We start from the raw sequence: 12,854 nt of genomic DNA on the forward strand, positions 1-12,854 counted from the left end.
ACAGTCCCAACGCGGCGCCGACCTTCTCCAGGCGCTGTTCGACCTGACACCATCCGAGGCTTGTCGATGGCGGGGCCACCGTCGCCGAAGCCCCCATCCGTTTCGGTGTCTACGACCACACCGTTCTCCGCCGCGCGCCTCAGACAGCTAAGGGGACAAGTTCCCTGAGGATGAAGTCGATCCGTCCGTTCAACATCTCGGCATGCTCGGGCGTCGGCGCAGCCTCGATAGGGTAACTGTCCGAAAGATCGGCGCCCGCCAGGACGTTGTCAGCCCAGTATCCGGCGATCGCGCAGTAGCGGGTAAGCGCAAGGGCGGGCGTGGGGGCCTCGTCTGTCTCGAAGTGCATCCGAGGCAAATCCCCGACCACAACCCACCGCTCGCGGTCTTCCTGCTTTCCGCCCGGCTCGAACCGCATCAGATACAGCCCGATGATGGGGCCGACGCCAAACGCGAGCACCAGGTCTTCGACCGGCGGCGCCCAGCGATAGCTGTCGACGAAGGCTCGGGCCTCGGTCGTCAGAGCCTCGAGCGCCGCCACGGCCTCCGCGCCCTGGTAGTCAATATTCTGACCCACGGGGAAGGACGAGATGTCGACGCGTGCATTCATATGCGCGAGCCTAGACCGTCGGTGCAGATCGTCAAGAACAAAAAGAAAACGTGTCGTCCTCAAGATCGCGCCGGCTGGTCGAGAGTGCGCCCATCACCGAATCCACGCTCAAGTCGTGGGCCTACACAGGACCTAGAGGAGGGAGGTCGTCCTCGCTGGAATACCCCAGCAAATCGTTCCACATGTGTGTGGGTGTATCTGTCCGAATTCTGCCGCTCAAGATTCCCGTAATGTTGGGAATCAATCCGAGCAGACCCCACCCCCGGACACTTGGCCCACGAACACCGGGCCCACGAACACGTGGACCCCGTTTGGGCGCATGCGCTGGCGGCTCCACCCTTCCTCCAAAGGCGCGCGCGATTGAGGCTCGGCTCCCAAACCGCGCGTTGTCCCCATTGGTGCTGTGCATTCTCATGTGCTCGTCAGGGTGCATGGGTTCGATGTTGTCGAGTGTATTCGTCCCTCCGTCCGCAATGGCCTTGATATGAGACACGTGGAAGGGGCGGCCATCCTCGGTGCGGGGCCAGGACCGACCGTTGGCGCGCTCCCATTGCTTGATGAGGCCGGGGTTGGCGGGATTCCCGACCCCAATCAGTTCTGCGCCTTCTCGCTCCGAGGCGTGATCGGGCAGGAAGCCTGGGTAGCCAGCTGAAGCGTGGGGCTCGAGCGTAGGTTCGAAGTCGCCCGTCCCAGGGCGAACGGCACGGAAACCGCCGTAGCCGTTGGCGACCCACAGAGTGTCCGAATCCGCGGCTGATAAGTCCCGGGTTCGCCGCTCCGCTTCAGCCGCCGCAGTCGTCCTCCGCCCAAAAAAATCCCGGTAGCGCTGCGCCTCGGCGGCCTGGCGCTCCCGCTCAATCTCGACGGGGGACCGCAGATACCAGCGCCGCAGCGCTTCCCCCTCCAGCTCAGTAGGACTGACGCGTCTCAGTGGCATTGTCGGATCCTTCGGCACGAACATCGCCGCCGCGGAGCAACGGTTCGATGAGAGGTTGAGGGATGCGAGAGGGTGTGGTGGGCTTCAGCCCCTGCAGCGATCCCTCAGCGCGACCAAACCTATCAAACACGCGTACATATGTCAAGAACAAAGGTAGAACATATGACGCGGTGGCAACGGGGGGTTCCAAGTCCGAAGCCAGGCGAGTGTCTCAGCTCGTTGGCGCGAGCGAATGCGCGGGGTTGAGTGTCTGCGGCGAGTTGGGAGATAGCTTCCGTTGGCGGTGGAGGCGATCGGATCCGAGCCTGGCTCCAGCAAACTCCACCGACGTTTGTCCTTGACGAGGTGGCGGTGAGAGCAGTCAGGCGCTGAGTTGTCTCCGCCCCGACGCCTAGGTACTGAACCCATAAAGCTTGCGGCGGTGGGCGACGCTCGATTCAAGGCTCCGAAAGGAGCCGAGGATGGCGCGATACGATCTGAGCGAGGCGGAGTGGCGGCTGATCGAGCCACTGCTGCCGAACAAGCCGCGGGGTGTGGCCCGGGTCGACGACCGTCGGGTGATCAACGGGATTTTCTACGTGCTGCGGACGGGATCGCCCTGGCGTGACCTGCCGGGCCGCTACGGTCCGCACACGACGGTCTACAACCGCTACAACAGGTAGGCGAAGGCCGGGGTCTGGTTGCGGGTCTTCGAGGCGCTGGCGGCGACCTCGCCGCAGTCGCTGCACTTGATCGACAGCTCCATCATCCGGGCCCACCAGCACGCTGCCGGTGGAAAAAAGGGGGCCCGGATCACGCCATCGGCCGTTCTCGTGGAGGACTGAGCACCAAGATCAACGCCCTGGTGAACCAAGACGGTTTGCCGCTCAGGATCACGCTCTCGGCCGGACAGGCCTCGGACAAGGCCGCCGTCGCCGAACTCATCGAAGGCCTACCTCCGGCCCAGGCGCTTGTCGCTGATCGTGGCTACGACGCCCAAGCCATCATTGACCTTGTCCGAGAGCGCGGTGGCTGCGCCCACATCCCGACCCAGCGCGACCGAAAGGTGCAGCGCTCCGTCGATCCAGCCATCTATCGCCAGCGAAACCAGGTCGAGCGCTTCTTCTGCAAACTGAAGCACTTCCGGCGCATCGCAACCCGCTTCGACAAGCTCGCCAGGAACTTCCTCGCCGCCGTCCTCCTCGCCTCAGCGAGACTCTGGATGCGAGCTTATGAGTCCACGCCCTAGGCGCCTGAGGGTTCGAATTCGACGAGACCCGGCTCGAACGCGCCGCGAGGGGTTCGTAAACCTCGGCTTCTGGCAATGTCCTCGCGGACGAACAGGCCGTTGCTGTTGACGATGAGCGGCCTGCCGATCACGGCCGGGTCTGCGAAGTACTCTCGACCATGGAGGACTGTATAGGAGTGCGCGCATAGGGGGCACGATTTCGCATGCCCCTCAGTTGCGAGCAGAGCCGGGGGTCGACGTTCGTGAATGGTCGACCAGCCGGGGATGATTTCTCCCCTCCGCCTGAGAGTGCCCAGGCCTATCCGGCTCTCATCGATGAGATCGTGGACTTGTTCGAGCCAGCTGTGCGCGACCAGGCGCACGGTGTAGTCGCACGTCCAGTTGAGTTCATCCCGAGCGTTGGGCGACTCGGCGACATCCACATCAATTCCAAGCAGGCCTCCATTCACATGGAGGCCGCCGTCGGGCGCCCTGCAGACCCACTCCGGCAGCGGAACGGTCCGGCCGTCAAAGATGGTTTCGGCGTACGCTTCTCGATCCAACGGGACGCAGTCGTCTGTCTCAGTCGCGTACCACAGCCAGCGATGGGTGAGCGGGTCTGGAGAATTCAAAGTGTGGGGCTCGGCTACTGGGGAGGACCGGATGGCGGAGCTTTGCCTTTCCCCAGAGTGTCGTCCAGGTACTTCGAGATCTTCGTGCCGTTCTTCCTGTCGAAGTCGCGGGTGACCCGCTGGAGGATCTCGATGGCTTCGTCCTGTTTCTCGGGATTCAGTCTGAAGTATTCGGTCCAGTCCTCCGTTCCTCCACCCCTTCCGCCCACTCGGGGAAATCCCGCTTCCTTGAGCGCCTTGGCCAGATCGTCATGGAACATCCCATGAATGCTCTTATACAGACGCGCCAGGTCCTGCTTCGAGGGGCCACTCATGAACTTCGGCCAGGAATGGTGTCCGTGGATGATACCGCGGACGATGTCCGGCCCGATCTTGTAGCCGAAAGGGCGCGGTTGGGCCCGAAGGGGCCCCCGGAGAGGCGTCTCTCACGGGAGTTGGGCTGGGAATAGCCCCGCGAAGTCCGCCGGTTGGGGCAGGGCGCAGCGAAAAGCAGGGATGTCGGCTGACTAGGTGGCGGTGAGAGAGGGATTCGAACCCTCGATGGGCTTTCACCCATACACGCGTTCCAGGCGTGCGCCTTCAACCACTCGGCCACCTCACCACACGCCGCGGGGGCGGAGCCCCCCGGTGCGGAAGGCGGGCATATACCGTCAGGACGGGCGGGGCGGCAAGCGGCGGTTGGCGGCCTGGGCGAGGCGGCGCGGATCGAAGAGCGAGCGCGCCTGCGCCGCCCGCAGGCGGGCCTCGAGCGGCGCCGACGCCGCGAGCCAGGCGTCGAGGCGGGCCGGGGCGTCGGGGCGGCCTTCGCGCAGGGCCGCCGCGATGTCCGCCAGGCCGGCGTCGGCGCGGCGGAGCGCCGCCTGTTCGTCCGGCAGCCCGGCGTAGCGCTCGTCGATGAGGAACAGCCGCCCGCGCGCCGCGCCGGCCATCAGCGCCGCGGCGTCCCGCTCGCCCCGCCCGTGCAGCGCCCGCGCCGCGGCGAGCGCGCGGCGGGCGTCGGCCATCAGCCCGGCCGGGTCGAGCCGGACCGTGTCCGCGCGGCCGCCCGGGCAGGCGGCAGGGTCGAGCGACCGGACATAGTCCGCCAGGCCCCGCAGCACGGCGGCCGGCGGCTCGGGCCCGTCGAACTCCTCGACGACCAGGCCGCGGACGAACGCGTCCAGATCGCTGGGCGCCACCTTCAGCGCCGAGCGCGGGCCCGCCAGGTCGGGGATGGGCCTGGGGTCGTGCACGCCGTTGCCCCGGCGGCCGGAGAACAGCGAGAGCGTCACGTCGGCGGTGCCGGGCGCGCCCGAGGCGCCGGGGAAGCGGAAGTCGGGATTGCCGCGGCCCGCCCGGTGGCAGGCCTCGCAGGAGAGCCCCGCCCGCGCGGCCTGTCCGCCCAGCAGCAGCGGCGTGCGGAACGCCGCGCGTCCCACCTCCACGCTCAGCGCGGCCTCGCCGCCGGCCGGCCGGCGCAGGCACTCGGCGGGCTCGGCGGCGAGCGCGCGCATGGCGTCGGCCTCCGGCGCGAGCCAGCGCATCGCCCGCAGGGGCGGCCCCGCCTCGGCCGCGAGCGCCGCGCCCGCCGCGAGGGCGAGCGCGAAGGCTAGCGCCCGGGTTCGCCGCCGGCGTCGATCCAACGGCGCAGCTCCTCGGCCTCGGCGCAGCCGTAGGCGCAGATGCGGTCGAGCCGGGCCAGCATCCGGCGCGCGCCCTCGCGGTCGCCGCGCTCGACCATCAGCTCGCCGTAGTACTCGGTGGCGCCGCGGTGGTCGGGGGCGATGGCGAGCGCCTGGCGGTAGTGCGCCTCGGCCTTGGCGAACTCGCCCTTCTTGCGCCAGGCGTAGCCCTGGTACGTCAGCACGTCGGGGTGCGGGCCGAAGGCCGCGCGGGCCCGGTCCAGCGACGCCAGCGCCGCGTCGTACCGCCGCTCGTTGATCAGGCCCACGGCCTCGACATAGGCGCTGTCGCCCGCCTCGGCGAAGATCAGCGAGCCGGCCTCCAGCGCCGCGCTGGGCCCGGGCGGCTTGGCCGCCGCCGTGGGCGCGGCCATGGCCTTCTCGACCTCGGCGGTCAGCGCGCGCAGCGTGGCCGGGTCGCAGGCGCCCGAGCAGTCGGCCGCCTTGGCCTTCAGCCAGTCGAGCTGCTCCTGCGCCTTGGCGTCCTTGAGGTTGGCCAGCGCCGTGCCGAGGCCGGCGCGGGAGGCGAGGTCGTCGGGCGACAGCTTGACCGCCCGCTCGTAGGCCCGGCGCGCGGCCTTCCAGTTGCCGGCGCCCGACTGGGCCACGCCCAGCAGCCGCCAGCCGTCCACGCTCTTGGGCGCCGCCTCGGTGACGCGCTGGGCCGAGACGGCGGCCTTGCGGTATTCCTGGGCGCGGATGGCCGCGACGGCCTTGGTGAACTCCTCGGCGGGATCGTACTGCGGGCCGCTGGCCGAGGGCATGGCCGCTCCACCGCCGCCGCCTCCGCCGCCCGCCGCCATGGCGCCGGCCGTGGCCACGCCCGCCAGAGCGCCGGCCAGAAGCATCGTCCTGATGAGCCGCATCCTAGGTCCTCCCTGTCTCCGGCCTCTTCCCGCCCGCCCGTCGCGCCCGACGCATTCTTTCGCCGAAGGGCCTTCATTCCCGCGGCCGGATGGTAGACCATCACGTCGACCAAGGGCCGCCGTTGGCAAGATGAAAAACGGTGTTCGCCCTCCTATGTACGCGGCCCTGCTCCCCTTCGGAGGCGTCTGATGCTCTTCCAAAAGAAAATCCTCGAGCTGCCCACCGCCGACACGGCGCTGCCCGGCCGCGCCCACGCGATCCCCACCGCCGAGGTCCACTTCGTCAACGGCCGGCCGCTCAAGGGGCCCTATCCGGACGGGCTGGAGACCGCCTACTTCGCCATGGGCTGCTTCTGGGGGGTGGAGCGGATCTTCTGGCAGGTCCCGGGCGTCCACGTCACCGCGGTGGGCTACCAGCAGGGCGTCACCCCCAACGCCACCTACGAGGAGGTCTGCTCGGGCCGCACCGGCCACACCGAGTCGGTGCTGGTGGTCTACGATCCGCGGGTCGTCAGCTACGCCCAGCTGCTCAAGGTGTTCTGGGAGAACCACGACCCCACCCAGGGCATGCGCCAGGGCAACGACATCGGCACCCAGTACCGCTCGGCGATCCTGGTGACCAGCGACGCCCAGGCCGCCGAGGCCGAGGCCTCGCGCGAGGCCTATCAGGCGGAGCTGTCGAAGCAGGGCTACGGCCGCATCACCAGCGAGATCGCCCCCGCCGGGCCGTTCTACTTCGCCGAGGACTACCACCAGCAGTACCTGGCCAAGAACCCGCACGGCTACTGCGGCATCGGCGGCACGGGCGTGTCGTGCCCGATCGGCGTCGGCGTCTCGGCCTGACGGCGGCGCGGTGACGCGGGACGAGCTGCACGGGGCGGCCATGGCGCTGCCGGGGACCGAGCTCGACGTGAAGTGGGGCGACGACCACTGCTACTGCGTGGGCGGGCGGATGTACGCCGCCACCGACGGCGCCTACACGGGCCTGTCGTTCAAGGCCTCGGACATCGCGTTCGAGGCCCTGACGTCCACCGGCCGCGCCCAGCCGGCCAAGTACCTGGCCAGAGCCAGGTGGGTGACCCTGAAGGACCTCGCGGCCCAGGACGCCGCCGAAGTGGCCGACTGGCTGCGCACGGCCCACGCCCTGGTCGCGGCGAAGCTCACCCGGGCGCAGCGCCGCGCCCTGGGCCTCGACGCATGATGACGCGCGGGGAGGTCGAGGTCCTGGCCCTGGCGCTGCCGGCCACCAGCAAGGTGGTGCAGTGGGGCGGCGCCGACGTCTTCAAGGTGGGCGGCAAGGTCTTCGCCATCTGCGGCGACGGCCTGTCGTTCAAGGTGACCCCGATCGGGTTCGAGGTCCTGACCCACGACGGCCTCGGCCGCCAGGCGCCCTACTGCGCCAAGGGCCAGTGGGTGAACATCGCCCTCGACCGCCTCGATCCCGACGACTGCGCCGGCTGGCTCGCCACCGCCCATTCGCTGATGGCCGCCAAGCTGACGAAGAAGGCCCGCGCCGAGTTCGGGCTCTGAACGCCGGCGTCGCGGGCATCCGATCGTCCTGGCTCACTGATATGGCATCGAGTCCGAACCCTAGTCCTCGAGGATCAGGCTGTGCGTCTTGCTCTCGCGCAGGCGCAAGACCACCAGCAGCGACATGACCAGGACGGCCGAGACGTAGACGAAGAACCACGTCTCGTGCCCCGCCTTCTTGAACGCCAGCGCCAGCATCTCGGCCGTGCCGCCGAAGATCGCGGCCGCCATGCCGTAGGGCAGGGCGACGCCCAGCGCCCGGACGTTGGCGGGGAACAGCTCGGCCTTCACGACCGCGCTCACCGAGTTGTAGCCCGACAGCACGAAGACCAGCGCCGAGACGATCAGGAAGGCCGCCAGGGGGTCCGGCCCGTTCATCAGCGCCGTCATCGCCGGGTAGGTCATCAGGGCGCAGCCCCCGAACGCAAAGGCCAGCGTCGCGCGCCGGCCCAGGTGGTCGCTGATCCAGCCGAACAGCGGCAGGGCGGCCAGATAGACGAACAGGGAGCCCGCCGAGATCGCCGTGGCCGTGGCGTCGGGCAGCCCGCCCGAGCCCTTCAGGAACTTCGGCATGTAGGTCGTGTAGGAGTAGAAGGCGAGCGAGCCCCCCGCCGTGAACAGGAAGATCGCCACCGTCTCGCGGGGATGGCGCAGGAAGAGCAGCATGGTGCGGGCGCGCTCCTCGCCCCGGGCCCTGGAGTTCTCGAACGAGGCGCTCTCGTCCATCCGCGCGCGCACCCAGAACACGATCACGGCCATGGCCGCGCCGATGAAGAAGGGGATGCGCCAGCCCCAGTCGCGCAGGACCTCGTCCGAGAGCGTGGTCTGCAGCAGCGCCAGGATCGCGAGCGCGATCAGCTGCCCCATCACCATGGTCACGAACTGGAAGCTCGACCAGAAGCCCCGGCGCTTCCTCCCGGCCATCTCCGAGAGGTAGGTGGCGCTGGCCCCGTACTCCCCGCCCACCGACAGGCCCTGCAGGATGCGCGCGGTCACCAGCAGGATCGGCGCGGCGATCCCGATGGTCTCGTAGCCGGGCAGCACGGCGATAATCAGCGAGCCGAAGCACATCAGCGCCACCGCGGCCGTGAGCGCCGTGCGGCGGCCCGCCCGGTCGGCGTACAGCCCCATCAGCCACGCGCCCGCGGGCCGCGCGAAGAAGCCCACCGCGAAGGTCGCCATCGTGCCGAGCAGGCTCGTCAGCGGGTCGTCGCTGGGAAAGAACTGCGCCGAGAAATAGGGTGCGAAGGCCGAGTAGACGAACCAGTCGTACCACTCCACCAGGTTCCCGGACGAGCCGCCGAGGATCGCGCGGAGCCGCTGGCCCGCGGTGAGCTGCGGCGAGAGCGCCGCCGGCGGAACCTGCGCGTCAGCCCCGGTCTCCGTCGCGGTCATGCATCCTCCCCGTCAGCGTGGGGCGGATGCTAAGGGCAATCGGGGGGCGAGGCGAGGGAGCCCCGCCCCGCGGGCGTCAGATCCGTCCCAGCAGCACCAGGATGATCACGATGACCAGCACCAGGCCCAGGCCGCCGCTCGGGAAGTAGCCCCAACCGCGGGAATAGCCCCAGCTCGGCAGCGCGCCGATCAGGGCCAGGATCAGGATGATGATGAGAATGGTCCCCAGGGACATGCGGGCGCTCCTCGTGGTCCCCCGACCTGGGCCGTGGCGAACCAACGCCCACAGCCAAGCCGCAGTTCCCCGCAGGGGGGGCAGCCCACCCCCACGGCTGTCATCCCGGTTTCCGCGCAAGCGGAAGACCGGGACCCATACACTCCGCGTCTCCGGATAAAGCGCAGCGGCGCCGCCGCGGGCCTTCCCCACACCAGGCGCGTATGGGTCCCGGTCTTCGCCTCCGGCGAAACCGGGATGACAGCCGTGAGGACATGATGCTCCCCCCCTGGGGGAGCTCGCGAAGCGAGAGGGGGCCTCGCCCCACCCCAACCCGCTGTCATCCCGGTTTCCGCGCAAGCGGAACACCGGGACCCATACACTCCGCCTCTCCGGATAAAGCGCGGCGGCCCCGCCCGCGGGCCCACCCCCACCTCGGGCGCGTATGGGTCCCGGTCTTCGCCTGCGGCGAAACCGGGATGACAGGCGTGAGGACATGATGCTCCCCCCCTGGGGGAGCTCGCGAAGCGAGAGGGGGGCTGGACCCGCCCCGCCTAGGCCGCGGCCCGGGCGACCCAGCGGTCGACCCGCGCCTCCAGCACGCCCATCGGCAGCGCGCCCGCGCCCAGGACCGCCTCGTGGAAGCCCTTCAGGTCGAACCGCGCCCCCAGCGCCCGGCGGGCGCGCTCGCGCAGCGCCAGGATGCGCACCATGCCCACCTTGTAGCTGGTGGCCTGGCCGGGGGTGACGAAGTAGCGGCGGACCTCCGAGCGGATCTTCGCTTCCGGCTGCGGCGAGTTGGCGGTGTAGAAGCCCAGCGCCTGGGCCTCGCTCCAGCCCTTGGCGTGGATGCCGGTGTCCACCACCAGCCGGATGGCGCGCCAGATCTCGCGGCCGAGGCGGCCGAAGTCCGAATAGGGGTCGGTGTAGAACCCCATCTCCTTGGCCAGCAGCTCCACATAGAGGCCCCAGCCCTCGGCGTAGGCGCCGTAGTTCGTCTGGGTGCGGAAGAACGGGACGCCCGTCATCTCCTGCGCCCGCATGATCTGCATGTGATGGCCCGGCCAGCCCTCGTGGTAGCTGGTGCCCTCGATCTCGTAGGTCGGCGTCGCCCGCACGTCCGACAGGTGCACGTAGAACACGCCCGGCCGCGAGCCGTCGGGCGCGCCCGAGGAATAGTGCGCCGCACCGCCCGGCTCCTCGCGGAACGCCTCCACGCGCCGCACCACCAGCTCGGCCTTGGGCAGGCGGGCGAACACCTCGGGCAGGCGCGCGCGCATCCCGGCCAGGTAGCCCTCGGAGAGCTTCAGGTAGCGCGCCCGGCCCGCGTCGTCGGCCGGGACGTAGAAGCGCGGGTCGCTGCGCATGAAGACGAAGAACGCCTCCAGGGTCCCCTCGAACCCGATCTTCGCCTTCAGCGCCTCCATCTCGCCGCGGATGCGCTTCACCTCGGCCAGGCCCAGCTCGTGGATCTCGCCGGCCGTCATGGCGGTGGTGGTCTGGTCGGCCAGCATGGCGTCGTAGTAGGCCGCGCCGTCGGGCAGGGCGCCGGCGCCCCTCGGCTCGGCCGAGGCCGCTTCGCGGTCCTGCGCCAGCCAGGCGGCGAGCCGGTCGTAGGCGGGCTTCATCGCGCCCGTCATCGCCTGCGCCGCCGCCCGCTCCAGCGCCTCGGCGCGGGCCGGATCGATCTTCCCGCGGGACCTCAGGCCCGCGATCTTGGCCTTCGCGTCGGCGAACAGCGCGCTGTCGCCGCCGCCCGCCCCGAACGGCGCGCCCGCCATCAGCCGGCTCACCTCCTGCAGGGACTGGTCGTAGGCGAACCGCGGCATGCGCACGCCGGCCGCCGCCGAGGTCCTGGCGCGCTCGAGCTGGACGTCCAGCGCGGGCCCGGCCGCGCGCACCCGGGCGATGTAGGCCTCCATGTCGGCCGGCTCGTCGACGCGGTGGAAGTTGATCAGGAAGTTCGGGATCCGGGTGTGCGGCCCGTTGCGGTCGAAGACATAGGCGTGCCCGCGCCAGCGGTGCTGCCGCTCGGCCCGCTCCAGCTCCAGCGCCCACATGTCGTACGAGGTCCGCGCGGCCTCGCCCAGCCGCGCCGGGTCGAACCGCGCCTTCATCGCCGCCACGCTCGCCCGCCGGCGCTCGAGCCGCGCCGCCAGGCCCGCCTCGCTGCGGTCGGTCAGGCGGTCGTAGGCGGCCTTGCGGCCCAGGCGCGTCAGCGCCTCGGGGTCGTCGGCCAGCAGCCCTTCGTAGGCCGCGTCCAGGAACCGCGTCAGCGCTGCGTCGTCCGCGCCCGGGGCCTCCTGCGCCCAGCCGGGCCCCGCCAGCGCCGCCGCGCCGGCCAGACCGATCCCGAATTCGCGCCGTGACAGCCGCATCGCCAAGCCTCGTCTGCTGGTCCCGCGCGAGCCGTAGCCGGGTTCCGGAGTGGGGCACAAGCTGGGCCGCAGACCCTCTCGGTCACGGCAAAGGTTCTCCTAACCTCTCGTCCGTATGCTCGCGCCCGACAAATCCGGGGACGACCATGACCAACCTCCTGTCGCGCCGCCGCGCCCTCATGTTCGCGGCTCCCGCGCTCTTCGCGTTGCCCGCCCTGGCCGAGGAAGCCGTCCACGCCGCCAAGCCGCGGCCCAAGGCCAAGCCCAAGGGCAAGGCCGCGCCCGCCGCGCCCGCGGCCGAGGCGCATCCGCCCGCCGCCGCGGCGCATCACGCCGCGCCGTCCGTGCCGCCCGAGGAGGCGCTCGAACGCCTGATGTCCGGCAATGCGCGCTACGTGGCGGGCCAGTCGTCGCATCCCAACAGCTCGCTGGCGCGCCGCGCCCAGGTGGCCGCGGCTCAGGCGCCCTTCGCCGTGATCCTCGCCTGCGCCGACAGCCGGGTCGCGCCTGAGCTCATCTTCGACCAGGGCCTGGGCGACCTGTTCACCGTGCGGGTGGCGGGCAATGTGGTGGATGACGCGGTGCTCGCCTCGATCGAGTACTCGGTGATCCACCTGGGCTCGACGCTGGTGATGGTGCTGGGGCACGAGCGCTGCGGCGCCGTGCGCGCCACCGCCGACGCGCTCGCCGGCAAGGGCGACCCCGCCGACCAGGGCACCCGGATCGCCGCTCTGGCCGGCCTCATCGCGCCCGCCGTGCGCACCGTGCCGCCGGGCGCGGTCGACACGGTCGACGCCGCCATCTCGCTGAACGCCGCGCGGACCGCGCAGGAGATCTTCGCCCAGTCCGCGCCGCTGCGCGCGCGCGTGCTGGCCGGACAGCTCAAGATCGTCGCCGCACGCTACGACCTCGACGACGGCCGGGTCAGCCCGGCCCGCGGCGGTCCCACGGCCTGACGGCCCGCGCATGCGAAAAGGCTCCCGGCAGGTCGCCCCGCCGGAAGCCCTGAAGTCGTAGCCGGACGCCCTACTTTTCGGGCGGCGGGGTCGTCGCTGACTCCATCGCCGCGCCCGCCCGGTCGGCCGCCGCATCGGCGCGGTCGGCCGCGGCCTCGGCCGCGTTCTCCATCGCCTGGCCCGTGGACTGGGCCGCATCGGCCGCCGCGGCGCTGGCGTTGGCCGCCGCGCTCTGGGCCGAAGCCGCCGCCGCGTCCGCCGCCGCCGCCGCATCGGTGGTGGCCGGGGATTCTTCCTGCTTCTGCTGACAGGCGCCGAGCGCCAGCGCGGCCGCGCCGGCCGCGATGAGAAGGGTCATGCGCATGGGGGTCTCTCCCTGGTCGTCGACCCGTCCAGGCAAGCGAAAGCACGCCCCGGGCCCACCCCCTTAAACCCGCAACAAGCCAAACCGTTCCGCGAACGCCCCCC

General features: G+C 70.6%; 13 protein-coding genes, 1 tRNA gene and 1 pseudogene. 5 read left to right on the top strand and 10 right to left on the bottom strand.

What is annotated here, in order from left to right; all coding sequences use genetic code 11:
• Positions 1-139: 139 nt before the first annotated feature.
• Positions 140-610, bottom strand: coding sequence for a hypothetical protein (locus tag JNK30_RS08125; RefSeq protein ID WP_293481563.1), 471 nt, complete (start codon positions 608-610; stop codon positions 140-142).
• Positions 611-2,008: 1,398 nt separating this feature from the next.
• On the opposite strand from JNK30_RS08125, the pseudogene JNK30_RS08130 reads away from it, so the two are divergent.
• Positions 2,009-2,775, top strand: a pseudogene (locus JNK30_RS08130) (IS5 family transposase).
• On the opposite strand, the gene JNK30_RS08135 reads toward JNK30_RS08130, so the two are convergent.
• The 5 genes from JNK30_RS08135 to JNK30_RS08155 all read right to left on the bottom strand — a co-directional run bounded on the left by JNK30_RS08135 (position 2,772) and on the right by JNK30_RS08155 (position 5,913).
• Positions 2,772-3,317 (bottom strand): hypothetical protein, encoded by a 546-nt coding sequence (locus JNK30_RS08135; protein WP_293481564.1) that lies wholly within the window; start codon positions 3,315-3,317, stop codon positions 2,772-2,774. The pseudogene JNK30_RS08130 and the gene JNK30_RS08135 overlap by 4 nt on opposite strands.
• Positions 3,318-3,400: 83 nt before the next feature.
• Entirely contained in the window at positions 3,401-3,646 is a 246-nt protein-coding gene (locus JNK30_RS08140) for a hypothetical protein (RefSeq protein ID WP_293481565.1), read from the bottom strand.
• Positions 3,647-3,897: 251 nt separating this feature from the next.
• Positions 3,898-3,987, bottom strand: a tRNA-Ser gene (locus JNK30_RS08145).
• A 49-nt stretch (positions 3,988-4,036) separates the two neighbouring features.
• Positions 4,037-5,008, bottom strand: a complete 972-nt coding sequence (locus JNK30_RS08150) for a hypothetical protein (protein WP_293481566.1) — start codon at positions 5,006-5,008, stop codon at positions 4,037-4,039.
• Positions 4,975-5,913, bottom strand: a complete 939-nt coding sequence (locus JNK30_RS08155; RefSeq protein WP_293481567.1) for a tetratricopeptide repeat protein — start codon at positions 5,911-5,913, stop codon at positions 4,975-4,977. Before JNK30_RS08155 ends, JNK30_RS08150 begins: the two co-directional genes overlap by 34 nt.
• Before the next feature lie 189 nt (positions 5,914-6,102).
• On the opposite strand from JNK30_RS08155, the gene msrA reads away from it, so the two are divergent.
• The 3 genes from msrA to JNK30_RS08170 are packed head-to-tail and all read left to right on the top strand — an operon-like array spanning position 6,103 to position 7,443.
• Positions 6,103-6,756 (top strand): peptide-methionine (S)-S-oxide reductase MsrA, encoded by a 654-nt coding sequence (gene msrA, locus JNK30_RS08160; RefSeq protein ID WP_293481568.1) that lies wholly within the window; start codon positions 6,103-6,105, stop codon positions 6,754-6,756.
• Positions 6,757-6,766: 10 nt separating this feature from the next.
• A complete protein-coding gene (locus JNK30_RS08165; protein ID WP_293481569.1) occupies positions 6,767-7,114 on the top strand; it encodes an MmcQ/YjbR family DNA-binding protein in 348 nt (115 codons plus the stop codon).
• On the top strand, positions 7,111-7,443 hold the full coding sequence (locus tag JNK30_RS08170) for an MmcQ/YjbR family DNA-binding protein (RefSeq protein ID WP_367118738.1): 333 nt from the start codon (positions 7,111-7,113) through the stop codon (positions 7,441-7,443). The genes JNK30_RS08165 and JNK30_RS08170 overlap by 4 nt, the downstream gene beginning before the upstream one ends.
• Positions 7,444-7,503: 60 nt before the next feature.
• Here the strand turns inward: JNK30_RS08170 and JNK30_RS08175 are convergent, their stop codons facing one another.
• The 3 genes from JNK30_RS08175 to JNK30_RS08185 all read right to left on the bottom strand — a co-directional run bounded on the left by JNK30_RS08175 (position 7,504) and on the right by JNK30_RS08185 (position 11,430).
• On the bottom strand, positions 7,504-8,838 hold the full coding sequence (locus JNK30_RS08175) for an MFS transporter (protein ID WP_293481570.1): 1,335 nt from the start codon (positions 8,836-8,838) through the stop codon (positions 7,504-7,506).
• Between the two features lie 76 nt (positions 8,839-8,914).
• Positions 8,915-9,073, bottom strand: a complete 159-nt coding sequence (locus tag JNK30_RS08180) for a DUF3309 family protein (protein ID WP_293481571.1) — start codon at positions 9,071-9,073, stop codon at positions 8,915-8,917.
• A gap of 533 nt (positions 9,074-9,606) precedes the next feature.
• Positions 9,607-11,430 carry a DUF885 family protein gene (locus tag JNK30_RS08185; RefSeq protein WP_293481572.1) on the bottom strand — a complete coding sequence of 608 codons (1,824 nt, stop codon included), beginning with the start codon at positions 11,428-11,430 and terminating at the stop codon, positions 9,607-9,609.
• Positions 11,431-11,576: 146 nt separating this feature from the next.
• On the opposite strand from JNK30_RS08185, the gene JNK30_RS08190 reads away from it, so the two are divergent.
• Positions 11,577-12,386, top strand: a complete 810-nt coding sequence (locus JNK30_RS08190) for a carbonic anhydrase (protein ID WP_293481573.1) — start codon at positions 11,577-11,579, stop codon at positions 12,384-12,386.
• A 70-nt stretch (positions 12,387-12,456) separates the two neighbouring features.
• On the opposite strand, the gene JNK30_RS08195 is transcribed toward JNK30_RS08190, so the two are convergent.
• Complete coding sequence (locus JNK30_RS08195) at positions 12,457-12,750, bottom strand: hypothetical protein (protein WP_293481574.1); 294 nt, start codon at positions 12,748-12,750, stop codon at positions 12,457-12,459.
• Positions 12,751-12,854: the final 104 nt, after the last annotated feature.

The organism is Phenylobacterium sp., from assembly GCF_016793225.1.
Classification (GTDB): Bacteria; Pseudomonadota; Alphaproteobacteria; order Caulobacterales; family Caulobacteraceae; genus Phenylobacterium.